We start from the raw sequence: 23,924 nt of genomic DNA, 5'->3' as shown, positions 1-23,924 counted from the left end.
CTTGGACTTCTGTAATTTGGGGGTTTTCAGGAGGATTTGTGGCTTGGACTTCTGTAATTTGGGGGTTTTCAGGAGGATTTGTGGCTTGGACTTCTGTAATTTGGGGGTTTTCAGGAGGATTTGTGGCTTGGACTTCTGTAATTTGGGGGTTTTCAGGAGGATTAGTAATAATTTCGTTGGCTTTTTGAAGGCGATAATCCTGAACAGTCAAAAGTCGCCAACTGGAATCTTGTGAAAGTTCCAAAACCCATTGATGATAATTAAACAAACTCTCTCGATGTCCAACACTGATAAAAGTTGTTTTCGTTAATTGTAATTGTTCATATAAATTGCCTTCATTTGTCAAATCCAAAGCACTGGTTGCTTCATCTAAAATAGTAAAGTTGGGATGAGTGATTAACAGTCGTGCAAAAGCCAAGCGTTGTTGTTCTCCCAACGATAAAATATTCTCCCAAGGGACTTCTGTATCAAAGCCTTCGACTCGATTTAGCAAGTTTTGCAAGTTGACTTGTCGCAAAACTTCTTCGAGTTCTGCATCGCTCATTTGACGATTTGTATTGGGATAGAGTAACTGTTCGCGTAAAGTTCCCAAAATGATATAAGGACGTTGGGGCAAAAATAAGACGGATTGTAGCGGAGGTCGCACCAGACGACCAGTTCCCGCGTTCCACAAACCCGCGATCGCTCTCAACAGAGAACTTTTACCTCGTCCACTCGGTCCAACAATCAATAAACCTTCTCCTGGTTGAACAACAAGTGACAAGTCTTCGACGATCACTTGTTCATAATTCGGTGTTTGTAAGGTGACATTCTCAAAAGCCAGACGGTTTTCTTCTATTGTTTTAATTGTGTTCACATTTTCGGGTTGTTTAGTCACTTCTTCTAAAGCATTTGAAAACTCAGTTAAACGCTCAACATAACTAGAAAATCTTCCTGAATTTGCAAATTCTCTGATTATTTCTGCTATTGCAGTGGCAAACATATTACACGCAAGACTGGCTTGGGCAATTTGTCCAAAATCAATCTCACCTTTAATCTGTAAAGGACCGAATACTATAAATGGAAATATTTGAATAATCGCCTGATATCCCCTGTTAAAAATATCCTGACTTCTCTCCCAATCAATCTTGCGTTTAGTACTTTGAATAATCTGATAAAATCTTCGTTGAATTATATTTAATTCTTGATTTTCTCCCCCAAAAAAAGCTATTGATTCAGCATGATTCCGAACATGAGTGATACTGTAAGTATAGTCTGCTTGAGATTCTAGTTCCTCTTGTTTAATCTTATTCAATTCTTGAGCCAAGTAAACAGCAATGAAATTGCCTATAATCGTATAAGCAATCAATGCAATTGCAATAAATTTGGAAAGAGACCAGATAATTACTAAAAAAGTTAACATTTCCAGCACTTTTTCTAGGAAAGTAGCCGAAAAACTGAGAGCATTGCTGGTCAGAGGTTCGATTTGCTGAGCTATTCGTTGATCTGGATTATTAACATCTGATTGAAAGTTTATTTTATAATAAGCGCGATGGCTCAAATATTTTTCTAAAATCTGATTATTTAGCCATTGATACCAATCAAGAGCGATTTTTTTTCTAACAAATTTAGACAATCCTATTAAGAGCGTTACGCAGGCAAGAGCACCACCGTAAAGCCATAATATCTGAACAAGTTTAGTAATATCTTTTTCTTCGACGAGGATATCAAGCAAATAGCGGTTAATAAAGCTATTAAAGACAGTTACAGCTACGAGGGCGACGATTAATAATATTAGAAGAATGAGCATTAGCCATGAACGAATAACATCGGAAAAGGCTCTTCCTTTTGCCTCTTTTGGATACCAGTAAGATCCAGCGAGCACTCTGACATCCTTCCAAAATTGATTAAAACCCGGAGAAGAATCATTCGTTGAAGTTTTCTTAACAAAAGTTTTAGATTGCATATTTGAAAAATTAGTTTAGGCTCAATACAACGATAATTTCCATTAGGTCTTTGGTAAAATTATTTTATGGTGTTTAGTAATTCCCTGGCTAAACTTTTTACATTAGGCTCATAAAGCATTCGACCGTGGTTTCCAGGTACAGATATTACCTTAACAGGTTTTTGAGTATAAGCTTGCCATCCCCAATCTGGTAGCTCGTAATTGGAAATAGCTTGGAGTTCTTGTAAAACAATTTCATGAACTTCTTGAGCACGGAATAAAATAATAGGGGCAGAAATTCGATGGGTAGGCTGATAATTCGCGTAATTGAGCGTCAGCACTTTTATCACTTTCATATTAGTTTTTAGCAAAGAAAGGGTTGAGTGTTCCGGTAGGACATTATATCGGTATAAACACTCCGCCGCCAAATCCCAACGGGCTTGGTCGTCAGGTTGAGCAGCTAAATCAGCGTATTCCAAACCGAAAGAAACTCCCTTTAAAGCTTCAATCTGTTGGAGTGATTGCCAAATCCAATCAATCTCTGCCCTATTAGTTAAATACTCAGGGTGAGAAACCAGTCCAGAATCCAAGATAGCCAGTAAACCCACCTTTTCACCTTGCTGTTCCAATTGGGAAGCCATTTCAAAAGCAACGGCACAACCCGAAGAGTATCCTGCTAGTATGTATGGACCTTGGGCTTGCTGTTGACGTAATAGCGTTAGGACTTGACTCGCATGGGCTGCTACTGAGTCAGGGAGTGGGCTAACTCCTTCTCTTCCTGGAGTTTCGAGTCCATACACTGGCTGCTCATTTCCTAAATTAATGGCTAAATCTCGAAAATAAAAGCCGTGTCCGTTAGCGCCAGGAAGACAAAATAGAGGCGCTGCATTTCCTTGAGGTTGGAGTGAGAGTAAATCGGGATGGGACTGTTGCACCTCAGTATTACCGAGTTGTTGTGCCAATTGAGCAATAGTAGGATTCTGAAATAAACTGCTCAAGCCAAGTTGTTGCTCAAACACCTGTTGAATATTATTGAGCAATTTCATTGCCAATAAAGAATGACCGCCCAAGTCGAAAAAGTTATCATGAATCCCAATTTCTTGACGTTCGAGTACAGCAGACCATACCTGTGCTAGCTGTTTTTCAACTTCATTACGTGGGGCTGTATATAAGGCTTCAACTCCACCATTGGGAGCAGGTAAAGCTTTACGGTCAATTTTGCCATTGGGAGTTAAAGGCAATTCATCTACTAAGATGATCGCAGCAGGTACCATGTAATCGGGTAGACGGGATTTGAGGTGATTTTTTAATTGGGTAGACAAATCAGTGGTAATTCCCCTTACATAAGCAATTAAACTTTGGTTACTCTTAGTTTCATATAAAATGACAACAGCTTCTTTAACTAATGGATGTTGTAACAAAATTGATTCAATCTCAGCGAGTTCAATTCTAAAACCTCTTAGTTTAATTTGATCGTCAATGCGACCGAGATATTCAAGGTTTCCATCATCTCTCCATCTTGTCAAGTCGCCAGTTTTGTAAATTCGGTCAAACTGAGCGAATAATTCAACTTCAATAAATTTTTCGGCGGTCATTTCAGGACGATTGAGATAGCCTCTGGCTAAACCAACACCAGCAATACATAATTCCCCAGGTATTCCAGGGGGTAATAGTTGATTATTTGCATCTAAAATGTAGATACGGATATTGGGCAACGGTTTACCGATAGGTGGTTTTTTGCCATTGGGTTCAACTAGAGCTATACTTGCACAAACCGTAGATTCCGTCGGTCCGTAGCCATTAAAAAAACGCCGTGCTTTTGCCCATCGGGTAACTAATTCGGCTGGGCAAGCTTCACCAGCAGTAACTACGGTTTGCAAATCGCTTAAGGTTGCTTGGGGTAATAGGGATAAGACTGAAGGAGGTAACGTGACATGAGAAATTTTGTGCTTGCCTAAAAAGTTCACCAAGTCTTGACTTACTAACAGAGTTTCTTTTTTAGCAAGATATAAACAAGCCCCTGCGGCGAGGGCAGTAGCAATTTCCCAAATGGAGGCATCAAAGCTGAAAGAAGCAAACTGAAGCAAACGGCTTTGGGGTTGAATTTGCAAAACTTGGTCAATTGCCAAAGTCATATTCACCAGTCCTCGATGCGAAATCATCACCCCCTTCGGTCTTCCCGTCGAACCAGAGGTATAAATTACATAAGCCAAATCATCAGGCGTACTTTTTGGACTGGGATTATCTGTTGATTCTTCGGCAAAAGTTTCCTCATCCAAACAAATTACCTGACAGGAGTTTTTCAGATCACTTAGGGGTAATTGGTCTAGGAGGAAACTTTGCGTCAGCAACACCGATGTCCCAGAATCTTCTAACATGAACTGAATACGCTCAGTTGGATAATTGGGATCGGTCGGCACATAAGCCCCACCTGCTTTGAGGATACCGAGAACACCAATAATCATTTCCAAAGATCGTTCAATGCTGATACTAATTAAAGTGTCTGGCTTAATTTGGTAATTTTGAATGAGATAATGAGCCAGTTGGTTTGCTTTTTGATTCAGTTGTTGGTAAGTTATACTTTGGGATTCAAACACCAAAGCAATATTATGAGGGTTTTTTTCTACTTGAGCTTCAAACAGATTAACTAAAGTTTGATTGAGGGGATAGTCGGTTTGAGTTTGATTCCAACGTTGTAGTTGTATAAGTTCTGCCACTGTCATCAAAGGCAGAGCATTTATAGGTTGTTGAGGGTTATCAATAATTCCTTGAAGTAAAACTTCAAACTGTTCCGCCATCCGTTGTATGGTACTCTTCTCAAACAGATCGGTAGCATAATCCCAAGAGCAATTTAACTGATTGTCATATTCCATTACCATAAGTGTTAAGTCAAATTTAGCGATCGCACCCTTCACTCCCAGCCATTCAATCTCTAATCCTGGCAAACTCAAGTCTGGACTTTCATTATTTTCCAGTGCTAACATCACCTGGAATAATGGATTATGACTCATGCTCCGCGCTGGTTGTAACTTTTCTACCAGAAACTCAAAGGGAATATCTTGATGAGCATAAGCATCTAAACAAGAGGAGCGAGTTTGTTGCAGGAACTCGATAAAACTCTGCTCAGGCTTGATTTGAGTACGCAACACAAGGGTATTGACAAAAAACCCGATTAACCCTTCCGTCTGGCTATGGGTACGATTGGCAATGGGAGAACCAATACACAGATCGTTTTGGCGACTGTAACGAGAAAGCAGAATACTCAACGCCGCCAACAAGGTCATAAATAGACTTACGCCTTGTTGTTGACTGAAGGTTTTAACAGCAGCGCTTAATTCCGGCGTGAGAGTGTAGAGATAGCGTGCGCCTCGGTAACTTTGCTGTGCTGGGCGAGGATAATCAGTGGCCAATTCCAGTAATGGGGAAGCATTTTTGAGTTGATGTTTCCAATAGTTAATCTGGTTTTCTAATACCTCCCCTTGTAACCAGTTTCGTTGCCAGTTTGCGTAGTCGCTGTATTGAATGGGCAGGGGAGCAAGGTTTGGGGTTTGTCGTTGGGTAAAGGCGGTATAAGCTTGCCGTAACTCACGAACAAGTACCCCCATTGACCAGCCATCACTGATAATGTGGTGCATATTGATTAGCAACACATTTTTGTGATCGCTCAATTGCAGCAGCTTTGCTTTAAACAAAGAGCCAGTATTTAAGTCAAACGGTTCTTGAGTATGAGCATCGATTAAACGCTGGATAGTTAAGGAGTGGGGATGTTCATCAAGGTTTCGGCAATTTTGTATACTTAAAACTTCGATTTCGTCTAAATTGCTAATGGCAACTTGGGGTTGTCCTGCCACTGTAGGAAAATACATCCTTAGACTGGTATGACGGTTAAGCAGATAAGCCAAACTAGAGCGCAACGCATCAATATTAAGGTTGCCTTCCAATTGTAAAGCCATCGGCATATTGTAAGTAGCTGATGATCCAGTGAGTTGTGCTAACAGCCAGAGGCGTTGTTGAGCAAAGGAAAGAAATTTCGGGGCATCAGCGCTTAAAGTGGGAATTTCCTCTGCCATAACAGTTTTGGCTTTGGCAGCATTTAAAAATGCTAATATTTCTGCTTTGTTGGTTTGAATTTCCTGCTTGAGTTCAGAAGTGAGGGCATTTTTGCTAGTACGAATCCGTAACTTATCATCTTCAGCCCAAATTCGGCAGCCCATGTTCTGCAAACGAAGCATTAAAGAAACTACTTGCTGATTTTGTGTCATAGTTCAATTTCCTCTTCGTCTGAGTTTAAAGGTTGCATATCTGCGGTGGTGGAATTAACCCAAATGCAGGTATCAAGATAATTCGCCAATTCACTGAGGGTAGGGTACTCAAATACCTTACGCAGTGGCAGTTCTACTTTGAAGGTGTCGCGGATGCGGTAGGATAGTTGGGTGGCTAATAGGGAATGTCCTCCCAAGTTGAAGAAGTTGTCTTGTCGGGCGATCGCTTCATATTTAAGCAGCTTTGCCCACAATTGAGCCAGCAATTTTTCCGTCGATGTCACAGCCAATTCAATGTCTGTTGACGAAACTATTTTATCTGGCGCTGGTAAGGCTTTGCGGTCTACTTTTCCATTTGGTGTCAGTGGTAGTTTTTCTAAAACAATAAAATGGCTAGGAATCATATAATCAGGGAGATTTTTTGCCAGAAAATCCCGCCATTCGTCTAATAATGCTGGATCAACTTGATTGGTGCGATATTGCAGCGGTTGGTTGGCGTAATGTTGCCAAAGTTTCAGCCGCAAATTATCTGTTGTTGGGAATCGTGGCAAAGTCACCTGTCCAGGGACATTCCTTTGGAAAACAACATCGTAATTAGAAAATCCTGTGGAGCTATATTGGAGAAAAGCTGTATAGGGCAAATCTCGCGTTAAAGTTCGGAATGCTTCGGGTTCTATGCCTGATTTTACTTGGGCTACTGCCGCTTTTAAGTCTGTAACAGTACCATCTAATTGAGCAATTTGTTCTAACAACTCCATCTCTGAAGTTAGACGCGCATTGGGAATATCTTTAATGCTTAGTAAATCTGGTTGCTGAGTTGTTAAAATTTTCTCGATTGTTTCCAGATTCAACTGTTGTTCTTGCCAATCTAACCATTGAGGTTCTGCTACGGGAGTATCTGCCCGATCCAAGTGTAAAACAACGTCGTAACGAAAACGGCTCATTTCCGTCTGAGCATAACCTTGCTTCAATTGAATTTGCACGTGACTAATGCGAGGAATTTGTTGTTTGAGGGCGATAAAGAAATCAGGGTCAATTAGTAATTCCTCTTCGGTGCGGATGCTTTTTTGAATCTGTTGACGCAAGTCCTTAATTGATAATTCATCGGCGGCGCGATAAAATTCCACTGCGGTGTGGAAAGTTTCCAGCAGATTGAGATTTCGTATATCCCCAATAAAGATTGCTCCTTGAGTCGTCACAGCTTTGACAGCCCCCTGCAAAACTTCCAAAAAGTAATCCAAGGTGGGAAAATACTGGATGACGGAATTCATGATCACTAAGTCATAAGCATTTGTCTCAATGCCGTCAAACTGGTTAGCTGCACTTTGTTTTAAAGTAACTTTTTCATTAAGAGACTGCTGTTTAAGATATTGTTCAATATACTGCAATGCTTCCGGTGAAAAATCCGTACCTAGATAATGCTGACAATGAGGCGCAACTTTAAACAATAACATCCCTGTGCCGCAACCAATTTCCCAAACCCGTTTCGGTTCAAGTTCCAGAATTTGGTCAACTGTTGTATCTCGCCATTCCTGCATTGCCGCTTGGGGAATGGCAACTCCAGTGTAGCTGTCATTCCAACCTGCTATATTGAGGGTTGGGTCATCGGTTGGGGCTTGTTGCTGAGAGTAGCTATCATTGAAAACTTGCTGCCACAGTTCCACCTGTTCAGCTTTATGACTTTCATCTTCTAGGTCGTTATCTGTTGGCGTGGGTACGATATAAGCTAGCAAGCGCTTATCAATTGCATCTTCTCCTTCTAGAATTACAACTGCTTGCTGAATTTTGGGATTTTTGGCTAAGAAAGCTTCAATTTCACCCAATTCGATGCGAAAGCCACGCAGTTTCACCTGATGATCGATACGCCCCAAATATTGCAAAATGCCATCAGCTAACCATTTGGCTAAGTCGCCAGTTTTGTAAACCCGTTCTAACTTACCGAATAAGTTCAGTTCAATAAATTTTTGTGCAGTTAAGTCTGCACTATTAAGATAACCTTTTCCGACTTGAATACCGCCAATATATAATTCACCTGGAATGCCAATCGGTAAAGGATTTTGATCTTTATCCAACACATAAAGTTGGGTATTGGCCACAGGTTTACCAATAGGGACAAAGAAGTAAGGCTGATTGGGCTGACATTGCCAGAAACTCACATCTACTGCTGCTTCAGTAGGGCCATATAAATTATGAAGTTCTGTTCCCAATGCGTTAAACTTTTGAAAAAAAGTCTGTTGCATTTCAAGACTAAGAGCCTCACCACTACAAATGACGCGTTTAATGCTGCGACAGTGTTCAAAATCACAAGTTTGTAAGAAAGCTTGCAGCATCGATGGGACAAAATGAAGTGTTGTAATTTTGTGTTTAACAATGATTTCGGATAGATAACCTGGATCTTTATGCCCTTCTGGTTTAGCCACAATTAATTTAGCCCCCGTTATCAGTGGCCAGAAAAATTCCCACACTGACACATCAAAACTAAAAGGGGTTTTTTGCAAGACACAATCTTGAGATGTCAGTTGATAGGTATCTTGCATCCATAAAAGACGGTTAACAATCCCAAGATGGGCATTAATTGCACCTTTAGGTTTACCAGTCGAGCCGGAAGTATAGATGACATAAGCTAAATCATTGGGATAGCTTTGGAAACGGGGATTATCTATTAGCTGTTCAGTAAAACTTTCTGTCTCTAAACAGAGAACATTACAGAGCTTTTCCAGTTTGTCAAGGGGCAATTTTTCTTTAATTAGGTTAGTTGTCAACAGTATGGGAGTTGCACTATCTTCAAGCATTAAAGAAATGCGATCGCGGGGATAATTGGGATCAATCGGTACATAAGCGCTCCCTGCCTTGAGAATACCGAGTAAACCAATGACCATAGATAGCGATCGCTCCAGACAAATCGCTATCAATGAGTTGTCAGGCAGTTGTTGCTGCCTTTTGAGTTCCAACAAATAATGCGCTAGCTGATTGGCTTTCTGGTTGAGTTCTTGATAACTCAAGCTTTGACCTTCAAACACCACGGCAATGTTATCGGGAGTTTGTGCTGCTTGTTGTTCAAACAGAGTTACCAAAGTCTGGTTTTGGGGGTAATCGGTATCGGTTTGATTCCAGGTTAGCAGTTGTTGGATTTCTGCTGTAGTGATTAAGGGTAGTTTACTGATAGGCTGTTGGGGATTTTGAGTAATTGCTGTCAGCAAAACTTCAAAATGTCTCGCCATGCGCCTAATTGTTGATGCCTCAAATAAATCTGTGGCATATTCCCACATACAATGTAGTTGGTCATCTCTTTCGCACAAATCTAGCAATAAATCAAACTTGGCAAACGGGAAACTTTGTTCTAGGTATTGAATATCTAGCCCTGGTAAACTAACATTCACCCCCGCCCCTACCGCGTTTTGCAGCACCATCATCACTTGGAATAAGGGATTATGGCTCAGATTGCGCTCTGGTTGTAATTGTTCTACCAAATACTCAAAGGGAATATCTTGATGAGCGTAAGCATCTAAGCAAGTTTGGCGGGTTTGTTGAAGTAACTCGCTAAATCCTTGCTCTGGTTTGACTTGACTTCGCAATACCAAAGTATTGACAAAAAAACCGATTAACCCTTCTGTGTAGCTATGAGTGCGGTTGGCGATCGCAGTACCGACACATAAGTCTTCTTGACGGCTATAACGAGATAGTAAGATACTAAAAGCCGTTAACAGGGTCATAAACAAACTCACCCCATGTTTCTGACTCACTGTTTTAAGTTTCTGAGTCAGTTCACTGCTCAAACAATATTCCTCGCGCCCACCTTGGTAACTTTGTTGCGCTGGACGGGGATGATCGGTAGGCAAATCCAGCAATCGGGGAGCATCGCCTAGTTGTTGTTTCCAGTAATTTTCCTGTCTTTCTAAAACCTCACCTTGTAACCAGCTTCGCTGCCAAGCTGCATAATCACTATACTGAATCGGCAACGGTGACAAATGAGGAGTATTCCCCGCAGCAAAAGCAGCATAAGCCTGTTCCCATTCACGCTTAAACACTCCCATTGACCAACCATCACTAATAATGTGGTGCATATTAAGCAGCAGCACATTTTTCTGTTCGCTTAGTTGCAACAGTTTCGCCTTGAACAGGGGACCAGTATTTAAGTCAAAGGGTTCTTGAGCATGAGTATCGACTAAACGTTGTACAATTTCCTCTTGAGGCTGAGGCGCTTCCCGTAAATCTACGATCTCCAGCACTTCTATATCCTCTAGATTTTTAACGACTACTTGGGCTTCTCCTTCCAGTGCAGGAAAATAGGTGCGTAAAATAGCATGGCGTTCGAGGAGATACTCAAAACTTGCACGCAAAGCTTTTATACACAAATTGCCGTCAAGTTGCAGAGCCGCTGACATATTGTAGGTAGCCGAAGTGCCTTTACCTTCAAGCTGGGCTAAAAACCAGAGTCTTGATTGGGCAAAGGACAGAGTTTTGGCTTCATTTTCTGGCTGGGGTGTGATCGGAGGTAGGGTGAACCCGAAAGCAGCTTTGTCAATAACTGTAGCCAACTCAGACAAAACGCTCTGCTCAAATACCTTGCGGACAGGTAATTCTACTCCAAAACTGTCACGAATACGGACAACCAATTGGGTTGCTAATAGGGAATGTCCTCCCAGTTCAAAGAAGTTATCAGGGCGACCAACAGACTTAACTTTTAACAAACCTTGCCATAAAGTAGCCAGTAGTTCTTCTGTGGGAGTTACAGGCATTTCAAAGTCATTGCAAGTAGCTGGATCTGGTGCTGGTAGAGCTTTACGATCTAGTTTACCGTTAGGGCTAAGGGGCAACTTATCCAAGACCATAATCTGGCTAGGAATCATATAATTCGGCAAGCGAATTTTTAGGTTGTCTTTGAGTTGACCGCCTAAATTAACGGATTTTTCTACCGCCGTGACATAACCTACTAACCGGGGATTACTATCAGTTTCATATAAAATGACAACGGCTTCTTTTACTGATGGGTGTTGCAATAATAGTGATTCAATTTCACCCAATTCAATGCGGAAGCCCCGCAGTTTAATTTGATCGTCAATGCGACCGAGATATTCAAGGTTTCCATTATCTCTCCATCTTGCCAAGTCGCCAGTTTTATAAATTCGCTCGATTTTACCGAAGAATTCAACTTCAATAAATTTTTCGGCGGTCATTTCAGGACGATTAAGATAGCCTCTGGCTAAACCAACGCCAGCAATACACAATTGGCCTGGTATTCCTGGGGGTAATAGTTGATTATTTGCATCTAAAATATAGATGCGGATATTGGGCAACGGTTTACCGATAGGCGGTTTTTTGCCATTGGGTTCAACTAGAGCGATCGCAGCATTCACCGTAGATTCCGTTGGTCCATAGCAATTAAAGAAACGCCGTCCCTGTGCCCACTGGGTAACTAATTCTGCTGGGCAAGCCTCACCACCAACCCCTATGGTTTGCAAATCCGGTAAGGTGGCTTGAGGTAAGACAGATAAAGCTGAAGGAGGTAAAAAGCTGTGGGTAATTTTGTGTTCAGCTAAGAAGTCAACCAAGCTTTGACTAGGTAACAAGCTTTCTTTTTTAGCAAGATACAAACAAGCGCCTGCGGCGAGGGCAGTAGCAATTTCTGAAATTGAGGCATCGAAGCTGAAAGAAGCAAACTGAAGCAAACGGCTTTGGGGTTGAATTTGTAAAACTTGGTTAACTGCCAAAGTCATATTCACCAGTCCTCGATGCGAAATCATTACTCCCTTGGGTTGTCCGGTGGAACCAGAGGTATAGATCGCATAAGCCAAATCTAATGGTGTACTTTGAGGACTGGGATTATCTATTAACTCTTGGGCAAAAGTTTCCCGATCTAAACAAATAATCTTAGGCGAGTTTTCCAGTTCAGTTAGTGGTAGTCGATCAGTGAGGAAACTTTGGGTCAGCAACACCGATGTCCCAGAATCTTCTAACATGAACCCAATCCGCTGTTTGGGATAATTGGGGTCAATCGGCACATAAGCCCCACCTGCTTTAAGGATACCGAGTACACCAATAATCATCTCAATAGAGCGTTCGACACAGATACTAATTAAGGTATCTGGCTGAATTTGGTGATTTTGAATTAAATAATGAGCTAATTGATTAGCTTTTTGATTAAGTTGCTGATAAGTCAAGCTTTGAGATTCAAACACCAAAGCGATATTATGAGGATTTTTTTCAACTTGTTGTTCAAATAAGTCAACTAGAGTTTGATCTTCAGGATATTCAGTTTGAGTTTGATTCCAGGCTTGTAGTTGTAGCAGTTCCGCCGCTGTCATTAAAGGCAAAGTATTGATCGGTTGTCGAGGGTTATCAACAATTGCCTCAAGCAGAACTTCAAAATGTCCCGCCATCCTTTGAATAGTTTTAGCTTCAAATAAATCTGTCGCATATTCCCATTCTCCGATCAATCCCTGCGGCGTTTCTCGAAAAATCAGCGACAAATCAAACAGCGTCGTTGTATTTTCCCACTGAAAACGGGTGAGAGTTAATCCAGGAATTTCTAGTTTATCTGGAGTTTCATTTTGCAAGCTAAAAGCCACTTGAAACAGGGGATGATGAGAAAGCGATCGCTCCTTACCCAATTCATCAACTAGTTTTTCAAAAGGTAAGTCTTGATGGTCGTAAGCATCCAAGGTGACTTGCTTCACCCGTTTAAGTAATTCTAGGAAAGTTGGATTCCCTTGCAGGTTGGTACGCAAAGCTAGGGTATTGACAAAAAAGCCAATTAGTGTTTCTGTTTCACGACGGTTGCGATTGGCGATCGCAGAACCAACAACAATATCCTCTTGTCCACTGTAGCGCGACAGTAACAGCGTAAATGCTGCAAGTATTGTCATAAACAGGGTGGTTCCTGACTCCTGACTTAAACGCTTCAGCTTCTGTGTTAGATCTTGATTGAGTTGCAAAAACTCGCTACGCCCCCTAAAACTTTGAACTGAAGGGCGGGGTTGATCTGTTGGCAATTCTAACAGGGGCGGAACTTCAGCTAATTGTTTTTGCCAGTAATTAAGTTGCTTTTGGAGTACCTCTCCCTGTAACCATTGTCTTTGCCAGTGAGCAAAATCTGCATATTGTAGCGATAATTCGGGTAAGGGAGACGGCTCTTTGGCGCAAAATGCGGTATAAAGGGTGAACAATTCACGGCGGAATATGTCCATTGACCAACCATCACAAACGATATGATGGATGACGAGCAACAGTAGATGGGATTGGTCAGTTAGTTGCAACAACTTTACCCGCAGCAAAGGTGGGTTTGATAAGTCAAATGGCTGTTGCAAGTCTTCTGTGGCTAACTGCTGTGCTTTGCTGAACTGGTCTTTTTCTGTCAATTGTCGCCAGTCTAGAACCTGTATCATCAGTTGGGAATGAGCATGAATCACCTGTATTGGCGATCCATCGACAACTGAGAAACTAGTACGTAAGACTTCATGACGTTGAACAATTTCTGCGATCGCTTGTTCTAAAGCACTGATATTCAGAAATCCGCTAATTTGCCAGAAAAACGGAACATTGTAGACACAATTTTCCCCTTCTAGTTGGTCAAGAAACCACAATCTTTGTTGGGCAAAGGAGAGAGGAAGGGGGTGTTCCCGCGATACGGGTGTGAGGGGGGGAGTTAACCTGTGGTCATTTTGTGAAGATTGCTGTTGTTTTTTCAGTTTTTGTAGGACTAATTCTCGCTTTTCTGGCGAAAGTTTTTCAAGACGTTTTAGTATATCGCTCATAATACTTATCGTTAAAAATTAGTTTTTTTTGAATAGAAGCACAGAAAACACAGAGAAATAAAAAAAATGCTGTTGATACTCAAAAAAGTAATTGCTGGGTCACTTCTTCTTCTGATAACTGCTCAACATCACCTAAAATCTGTGTTAGCTCATCATTTTCTGCTTGTTCAATTTGTTGAGCAATCACTTTTTGGGCGAGTTCGGCAATGGTCGGATTTTCAAACAGATAACGCAGAGGAAAATCTAGAGAAAAGGCTTCTCTTAATCGAGAAATGACTTGGGTAGCCAGTAAAGAATGTCCCCCCAACTCCAAAAAATTATCGTGAATTCCCACCTGTTTTAATTTGAGAACTTCAGTCCAAATGGTAGCTAGTTCTTGTTCGGTAGGCGTGCGCGGAGCAACAAAATTAACCTCTAGATTTCTTTGGGAAGTATCTAGAGCAGGCAAAGCACGACGATTTATCTTACCATTAAGAGTCAGAGGAAATTTCTCAACAAATACGAAAGCAGCGGGAATCATGTAGTCGGGCAGCTTTTGATTGAGGAAGTTTCGCAGAGTGCTAGCAGTTGGTGGGTTGTCCGTGGTTAGGAGATAGGCAATTAAGTACTTGTTCCCAGGTTCGTCTTCCTGCGCAATGACTACGACTTGTTTTATACCTGGGTGTTGAATTAAAACCGTTTCAATTTCTTCTAATTCAATACGAAAGCCGCGAATTTTTACCTGTGTATCTATTCGACCTAAAAATTCCAGATTTCCATCAGGAAGACGGCGCACTAAATCTCCGGTTTTGTAAAGTGTGTCACCCTCAACAAAAGGATTAGGAATAAATCTTTCCCGTGTTAATTGTGGTTGATTTAAGTAACCTCTAGCAACACTTGCCCCACCCACATAGAGTTCTCCAGGAACATCAATTGGAACTCTGTGTAAATCTCTATCTAGTAGATAAACTGTTCTGTCACCGATGGGTTTTCCAATGGGAATTGAATGAACATTTTGACCAAATTGTTTGGGAATCGGATAACAAGAGGTAAACACTGTACATTCCGAAGGACCATAAGCATGAATAATTTGCGTTTCCGGCAATAGTTCTATCGCGCGACGAACATGAGGTGTAGAAGCGGACTCTCCCCCAAACAGCAGTTGTTTAACGCCTGACAAACTTTCAGGTATCGTGTCAATCATGAGATTGAATACGGTTGTAGTCAGCCAGAGGGTGTTAACTGCTTGTTCTTGGATGATGCGGCTTAAGCCAAGAGGTGTAGGAATTTTATCTGGGTAAAGTATACAACGTCCCCCGTAAAGCAAGGGCGGCCAAAGTTCTAGGGTTAGTACATCCCAAGAAATCGATGAATGTTGTAGCCAAATTTGTTCTGCATCAAGTTGAATGTAATCAACCCCAAACATAAAACCGATAATGCTACGGTGGGGAACTTCTGTTCCTTTTGGTGTTCCGGTTGAGCCAGAGGTATAAATGATATAAGCTAAATTTTCTGGATTAACTTCACTTGGCAAATTGTCTTCTTTGTATTGGGCAATTATTTCCCAGTCTGAGTCAAGATTCACTACAGTTTGATTATAGATTGGCACCTGCTCGCACAAATGAGTTTGTGTTAGTAAGATGGGTGTTTGTACATCTTCCATCATCAACGCCAGTCTTTCAGAAGGATAAGCCGGATCTAACGGAACATAAGCCCCACCCGCTTTGAGAATAGCGAGTATTCCTATCACCATTAAAAGTGAACGCTCGACACAAATTCCCACCCGTACTTCGGGTTTAACTCCCAGATCTTGTAGGTAATGGGCTAATTGATTGGCGCGGTTATTCAACTCCCTATAAGTTAAGTGTTGTTTATCATAGACAACTGCTACTGCGTTGGGGGTTTTTTCTACTTGTTCTTCAAATAAAGTATGAATACATTTGTAATGAATAGAATTTCTTTTTTGTTGATTTTCCTGTAGAATTAATTGTTCTTGTTCAGCTGCACTAAGCAGAGATAATTGGGAAATATCTTGTTGTAGATTGGCTGCCATTCCTTCTAGCAATGTTTGGAAATGTCCAATCATGCGCTCAATTGTTTGTTCCTCGAAACGACTAGTATCATAGATAATCCTGCCAGACAATTGTGATTCAGGATTAACCACTACCGTTAAAGGATAATTCGTGCGTTCAAAACAACGAAGATGACTAATTTCTAAAGTTTTTTTATTTTCCTGCTCAGCAGAATCGAGCGGATAATTCTCAAATACTAACAGGCTCTCGAACAGTGGTATTCCTGGGGGAACATTACTTAGGCGCTGAATTTCTGCCAGAGAGTAGTAGGTATACTGTTCCTGCTCAAATGCTTGGGTTTGTAAATGCTTGAGCCAGGGCAATAATTCTGTTTTTGCTGTAACTTGTACCCGTATAGGAAGAGTGTTGATCAATAGCCCAACCATTGAATCGACTCCCGCTAGATTCGGTGGGCGACCGGATACAGTTGCACCAAAAACCACATCGCTTTCCCCACTGTAACGGGAAAGTAGCAGTGCCCATGCTCCTTGCACCAAATTATTCAAAGTTAAATGATGCTGTCGCGCCGCATATTGCAGCTTGTCAGTTACTGTTTGAGATAATTGGAAAAGTTTTTCATTGTATTCCCTGTTCCCTGTTCCCTGTTGCCTGTTCCCTATTAAAGGCGTAGGAACCTCAAACCCCTGGAGAGTTTGTTGCCAAAAGTTCTTTGCCTGAGTAATATTTTGTTGGTGTAACCAATCAATATACTCTCGATAGGGACGAGCGGGAAGCAGGCGTAAATGTTCGCCTCGTTGATTAGCTTCATACAAAGCTAAAACTTCTTTCAGCACAATCTGCATCGACCAGCCATCAAAGAGAATATGATGATGACTCCAGATAAATTGATAAGTTTGTTCCCCAAGCTGAATGATGGTGAAGCGCATTAGGGGAGCTTCAGAAAGATCGAATTCTTTTTGGCGATCGCCTTCTAAAAAATCCTCTAAATGCTGTTGTTGTTCATCGGCTGTTAAATGACGCCAATCCAATTCCACCCACGGGAGTTCCACTTGCTTACTCACCATTTGCAAGGGCTTTTCTATCTCTTCCCAATAAAAGGAACTGCGTAAAACTGGGTGTCGCGCAACAATTTGCTGCCAAGCTTGTTGAAAGCCAGGAAAATTCAATTCCCCAGAGAAGATACAAAGCAATTGCTCAAAATAAATTTCCGATTCTGGTGCATAAAGGGTATGAAAGAGCATCCCCTGCTGCATGGGTGAAAGTTCATAAAGGTCTTCGATATTATCCACGAAACTACCTCTTCTTGGTTTTATCTTTGTTGATTTTGGATAAGAATTTATCTAACTGTTTTTGGCTGAGTTTAGCTGCTGAGAAGTCAGAAGGAGTATGACCGATCGCATCAGGTGATTGACAGTGAGCAATCAGGGTTTTTAATGCTTCCATAAACCCCAAAGCTAAACGCTCAATGGTGGTTCGTTTATGAATTTTATCGCTGTAAGCCCAAGTCATTTCTAGTTTTTTTGCGCGAATGAATCCGCTAATTCCTAACAGATGGCTGCGCTTATTGAGTAAACTTTGTTCAGCTTTAAATTCTTTGGCTAAACCCAACACGTCAGATGCCCTAAGCACCTGATCAAACTGACCAAGGTAGTTAAAACTCACTAGTGGTTGGGGTAGCGCTTGTAGTTTTGTGCGTATTGCGACGTTTTCGTTCAAATATCGCAGTACACCATAACCAATGCCCCGGTTGGGGATTTGCCGCAGTTGTTCTTTGATTAACTTTAAAGCTTCTCCTGGATGGTCACTTTCTTCTAGCTGTAACCGAACGGGGAATAAGGTAGTAAACCAACCTAGAGTGCGCGACAAATCCACATCCTCAAACAAATCTTCTCGTCCATGACCTTCAAGATCAATCAGCAGAGAACGTTCTCCCGTCCATTGAGAAAAACTCTGCACTAAGGCAGTCAACAGCACATCATTAATTTGAGTGTTGTAGGCAGAGGGTACATCTTGCAATAGGGCGCGGGTTTGTTCTTCAGTTAAAGAAAGTGACATAGAAGCGGTTGAGGCTACGGTGTTATCTTCTTTATTTGAAGGATAGTCAACTGGCAAGGCAGTAACTTTAAAATTATACTCACTGAGCCAGTAATCTAACTCCGTGGCGATCGCCTCTGATTGTCCATATTCTGTCAGGCGATCGCTCCAATATTGAAAGGAAGTTGTTTTCGGTGGTAATTTAATAGCGTCGCCACGGCTGATTTGTTCATAGGCGGTAGCCAAATCTTCGAGCAAAATTCGCCAGGAAATGCCATCTACTGCTAAGTGATGAATGATGAACAGTAACCGACCTGGTTGATTTTTGCCCAATTGAAACAGTGCTACTCGTACGATTGATCCAGTAAATAAGTTCAGACTAGCCTGAAGTTCAACATCCGCAGCATTCATCGCTGTTTCTTGTGCTTCTGGCGAAAGGTGCGACAAATCAACGACATTTAATGGTATAATTTCTAGGGTGTCGGCGTTAATTTGCTGCCAATGTTCGCCTTCTGGCATAAACCGCAGACGTAGAGCATCATGATGCAGTAACAATTGTTGTACAACTTGCTGTAATTGCTCATGTGTCAACTCTGCTGGCACTTCCAGCAGTGCGGACTGGTTAAAGTAATGAGGTTCGGACAATTTCTGCTCGAAAAACCATTGCTGGATTGGTGTCAACACAACCGTTCCTGTCACTAAGCCAAGTTCTGCTTTGATAGACCGAGTGATACCTGCCACGGCAGCTAACTCAGCAATCGTTTGATACTTAAATAGCTGTTTTGGAGCAATTTGGATACCCGCCTGATTGGCACGGGAAATTATCTGAATGCTGAGGATGGAGTCTCCGCCCAATTCAAAAAAGTTATCGTGGATGCCGACTTTTTCTAGTCTTAAGATTTCTGACCAGATTGCCGCTAATTTCTCTTCTGTAAGTGTACGAGGGGCAAGAAATTTATCTTCGACACTGCGAGAAAAGTCGGGGACTGGTAAAGCGTGGTAGTCTATCTTTCGGTTGGGAGTCATCGGCAACGCTTCTAGCAGCACGAACGCCGAGGGCACCATGTAATTTGGCAGTTTCTGTTTGAGAAAATAGCGCAATTCATCGGTGGTTGGTTGCAGCTGGTGGGGTACGACATAAGCCACAAGTCGCTTTTGTCCGGGAATGTCAACGCGTGCAATGACGACAGCTTGGTGCACCTGTGGATGTTGACGTAACACCGTCTCAATTTCTCCCAACTCGATCCGGAAGCCGCGAATTTTCACTTGATCGTCAACTCGACCGAGATATTCCAGGGTACCATCTGCTCGAAATCTTGCTAAATCCCCTGTTTTATAGAGTCGGTCGCAGGTGGCATAAGCAATCGGATTTTGGATAAATTTCTCCGCCGTCAGTTCAGGGCGTTGCCAATACCCTCTTGCTAATCCTGCACCGCTAATGTGCAGTTCTCCAGGAACTCCTATGGGCACAGATTGCAGATATTGATCTAAAATATAAACCTGAGCATTGCTTATGGGTTGTCCAATCGAAACGTCGGTGGCTGTTAAGGAATTGAGGTGGTGTAAGGTGGTGACAACCGTTGCTTCTGTTGGTCCGTAACTATTAAATAATTGGGGTGGATGAGGGAAGTGAGCAACACTACTGTACCAGTGCTTCACTTTTTCCAGTTGAACTTCTTCTCCTCCAATAATTACAGTTCTCAGACCTTCGGGAATCCGGGAATCTTGAGGGTTAAGTTCCGCTACCAACTGATGCCAGTAAGCTGTAGGCAGATCCAAAACAGTTAACTGCCATTGTTGGCAACATCGCCAAAATTCGTCGCTAGAGTGCAGCATTTGTTCGGTGCGTAGTACTAATGTTGCACCAACACACAAACAAGGAAAGATTTCTTCAATAGATGTATCAAAGCAGATTGAGGCAAATTGGAGAATATGGTCGGCTGCATGAATTCGATATTCATGAATGGCGGTTATGACAAAATTTATCAGTGACCGATGTTCAACCATCACCCCCTTGGGTTTGCCTGTGGAACCAGAGGTGTAAATAATGTAAGCAAGGTTGTGGAGTTGAACTTCACTAATCGGGTTAGCTGTATTATGTTGAGCAATGACTGACCAGTCCGTATCTAAACAAATTGTTTTTCCGGTATAGTCTGGTAATTGAGACCGGAATCTTTCTTGAGTCAGCAGGATGCCCAGTTGCGTATCTTCCAGAATATCAGCCAGTCGCTCTTGGGGATAAGCAGGATCTAGGGGAACATAAGCACCACCTGCTTTGAGAATGCCCAGTAAGCCGACAATCATATCTAGGGAACGGTCAACGCAGATACCAACTAGGGTTTCTGGTTTGACTGCCAAACTTTGCAAATAGTGTGCTAGTTGATTGGTGCGATCGCTCAATTCACGATAGGTTAATTGTTGACCATCCTGCTCTATCGCGATAGCATTGGGCGTTAACTCCACCTGAGACTCAATCAATTTATGAATACACTCTGTTTGAGTATATTCTCTATAAGTTTTATTCCATTCCAGCAGCAACTTTTGTTGATATTGACTTAACAGAGGTAATTTACCAATGTGTTGCTCTGGATTAGCTATTATTTCTAACAATAATTTTTGATACTGCTCTGCCATCTGTTGGATTGTAGCAGCATCGAAGAGGTCGCTATTGTATTCTAAGACTAAGGTGATTCCCTTGGCTCGTGTTTTAGAACCGTTCTGCACACGTTGTTCAAGACGCGGTATAACCAGAAAATCCAAATCAAACTTGGCGGATTTGTTGCTGATGGGTTCATGCAAGCTGATGTCCAAGCCTGGGAGACTCAAGTCCGGCATTGGGGAATCATGGAAGCTGAACATCACTTGAAACAGGGGATTGTGACTCAAGTTGCGTATTGGCTTGAGAACTTCCACCACTTTATCGAAGGGTAGGTCTTCGTTAGCATAAGCTTCCATTGTCACTTGGCGCACTCGACCAAGTAACTCCCGAAATGTGGGATCACCTGACAAATCAGTGCGTAAAACCAAGTTATTGACAATCATGCCAATTAACTTCTCTATCTCGTGCATCCGCCGATTGGCAACAGCAGTCCCCACACTAATGTCGTCTTGCCCAGTGTATCGGTGCAACATTACCAGAAAAGTTGCCAGCATCGTCATGAATAAAGTCACCCCCTCTCGACGACTGAGAACTCTGAGAGATTCACACAAGTCGATGGGAAGTTCCATCCTGATTTGATCGCCTTGGTAAGTTTGCTCTGTTGGTCGTGGGCGGTCTAATGGTAATTCTAACAGGGGTGAACTGCCTGATAACTTCTGTTGCCAGTAGGTCAATTGGGCTTCGGCTTCCTGGCTTTTGACCCATTCTCGCTGCCAATGGGCAAAGTCCGCAAACTGCAAGAGTGGTTCGGGAAGCGGGGAAGGATGATCCAAAGAGAATGCTTGATAAAGTTCTACCAACTCACCCAGGAACACGTTGAATGACCAACCATCATGAGCCATGTGATGTTCAATGTGGATCAACAGATGTTCTTGGTCGCTCAACTTCAACAAAACCCACCTAACTAATGGTAGTTGATTCATGTCAAAGGGCTGCTGCACTTCTGTCTCAACTAGCTTTTGAATTTCGGCTTCACGTTCAGCTTCAGGGAATGACTGGAGATCAATCACTGTGAAACTGATTGGTTGATGTGGGTTGATGACCTGAAATAGCTTTCCATTTATCGCCGGATAAGTCGTGCGAAAGATTTCATGACGCTGCACAATCTCATCAAGAGACTGTTGTAATACCGTGACATCAAGCCGACCTTGAAATCGCATCGTTGCCTGGAATTGGTAGGCACTATTTTCCGGCGCTAATTGCTGGATGAAGTACACTCGTTCTTGGGCAAAGGAGACTGACAAAAGTCCCTCATGGGGAATTCGTTCTATGGTAGGACGCTGCAACTGCTTCTCTTTGTCACCCTCTGCTATGAGTTGAGCTAAACTTTCTATGGTGGGGTTTGCAAATATTTGGTGAAAGGATAACTCGACTCGGAAAACTTCGCGCACGCGAGAAAGTATTTGAGTTGCAATTAGAGAATGACCACCCAGATCGAAAAAATTATCATTAACTCCAATCTGCTCAAGTCCCAGTAACTCAGCCCAGATGATCGCTAACTTCTCCTCAATTGGGTTACGAGGTGCGACGAAGGTTTCTTCGAGATCGGGGCGTGAGCGATCGGGGGCGGGCAGATGGCGACGATCCACCTTCCCATTAGGAGTGAGGGGGAAAAAGTCCAAAATCATAAAGACTGCTGGCACCATATAATTGGGCAGCTTTTCTTCAAGGAAACATTTCAAAGTAGTGGTGTTCGCTTCCAGCTTGTGATTAAGGACAATATAAGCAACAAGACGCTTATCACCAGGAATGTCTTCACGGGCAATTACCACAGCCTGCTGTACATCCGAGTGTTGACTCAAAAGCGCCTCAATTTCTCCCAGTTCAATGCGGAAGCCGCGAATCTTCACCTGATTATCGACTCGACCCAGAAACTCAATGTTGCCATCTGGTAAATAGCGGGCTAAGTCACCTGTTTTATATAATTTTGAATTGCCAAAGGGATTAGGAATAAATTTTTCTTTGGTTAAATCTGGGCGATTTAGGTAGCCTCGTGCCAAGCCGTCGCCGCCAATATATAATTCACCAGCAGTACCAACTGAGACTGGTTGAAGTTTGCAATTCAGTATATATATTTGTGTATTGGAAATTGGGCGACCAATCGGTAGATTAGTTGCTCCTTCTGGAACATCCTCCACCAAGTACCAACAAGAAAATGTTGTACTCTCAGTCGGGCCATAAACATGTAGCAATCGCTGTGGCGGCTCATTCTTAAGAACTGCTTGAACCGACTTGGGATCAACAGCTTCGCCGCCAAATAGCAAATGCCGCAGGTTTTTAAATGCCTGAGGAACAATGCTCGCTAACTGATTAAATAAAGCCGTGGTCAAGAATAATACACTAATTTTTTGTTCGCGGATGCACGCGGCAAAATCCCGGGGCGAAAGCACAACATTCTGAGGAATGATCACCAGCCTAGCCCCATGCAGGAGAGAACCCCAGATCTCGAAAGTAGCTGCGTCAAAGGAAGCATTTGAGGCTTGAGCAATGCGTAGTTTACCGCCGCAGGCATCGCTCTTGTCTAACTGCACGTAATTGGTATTGCATACTAGCCGATTGACAGCCCGATGCGGTACAGCGACTCCCTTTGGTGTTCCTGTAGAACCAGAGGTATAGATGACATAAGCCAGGTTTTCTGCCGTCACGTCGCTTGTCAGATTTTCTTGGCTTTGGTGATTGATGGATTCCCAGTCAGTATCCAGACAAACCGTTTTCACCGCGCTTTCGGTAAAACCTGTAACAAACTTTTCCTGAGTCAGCAGCACTGGCACTTGTGAATCTGACAGCATGAACGATAAACGCTCTTTGGGATACGTTGGATCTAAGGGCACATATGCTCCACCCGCCTTGAGAATTCCCAACATTCCCACTACCATTTCCAAGGATCGTTCAACGCAAATCCCTACCAGAACTTCTGTTCCCACACCCAAAGATTGTAGATAATGTGCTATTTGGTTGGCTCGGTGGTTCAACTCTTGATATGTGAGTTTCTGTTCATTGAAGACGACAGCAATATTGTCTGGAGTTTTGTCCACTTGTGCTTCAAATAACTGATGTATACATAAATGTTTGGGGTAATCTACCGTTGTATCATTCCATTCCACTAAGATTTTATGTTGGTCCTGCTCAGTTAAAGCATAAGAATCATTAATAGAATGAGTAGAACTAACCAAATTTTCTTGCATATACTTAATGAAATGGATGTAAATGTTTCAGATTTTGGATTTTTATTGAGCAAGCGTTAGCTATTGCTTGCGGAGTTCACACAATTTGGTTTTC

General features: G+C 42.3%; 5 protein-coding genes. All 5 read right to left on the bottom strand.

All coding sequences use genetic code 11. The features are described from left to right. On the bottom strand, positions 1-1,945 hold a 1,945-nt coding region (locus tag AC5JM2_RS30135), incomplete at its 3' end, for an ABC transporter ATP-binding protein/permease (RefSeq protein WP_495838923.1). Positions 1,946-2,004: 59 nt separating this feature from the next. Continuing rightward, positions 2,005-6,186: a non-ribosomal peptide synthetase gene (locus AC5JM2_RS30130; protein ID WP_495838922.1), complete on the bottom strand. Its 4,182-nt coding sequence runs from the start codon at positions 6,184-6,186 to the stop codon at positions 2,005-2,007. After that, on the bottom strand, positions 6,183-13,940 hold the full coding sequence (locus tag AC5JM2_RS30125) for an amino acid adenylation domain-containing protein (RefSeq protein ID WP_495838920.1): 7,758 nt from the start codon (positions 13,938-13,940) through the stop codon (positions 6,183-6,185). The genes AC5JM2_RS30130 and AC5JM2_RS30125 overlap by 4 nt, the downstream gene beginning before the upstream one ends. Before the next feature lie 79 nt (positions 13,941-14,019). Further along, on the bottom strand, positions 14,020-17,241 hold the full coding sequence (locus AC5JM2_RS30120; RefSeq protein ID WP_495838918.1) for a non-ribosomal peptide synthetase: 3,222 nt from the start codon (positions 17,239-17,241) through the stop codon (positions 14,020-14,022). A 4-nt stretch (positions 17,242-17,245) separates the two neighbouring features. Further along, positions 17,246-23,830: an amino acid adenylation domain-containing protein gene (locus AC5JM2_RS30115; RefSeq protein ID WP_495838916.1), complete on the bottom strand. Its 6,585-nt coding sequence runs from the start codon at positions 23,828-23,830 to the stop codon at positions 17,246-17,248. Between the last annotated feature and the right edge of the window lie 94 nt (positions 23,831-23,924).

The sequence above is a fragment of the Brasilonema angustatum genome (assembly GCF_059505445.1).
This window is presented reverse-complemented; position numbering and strand designations above follow the sequence as displayed.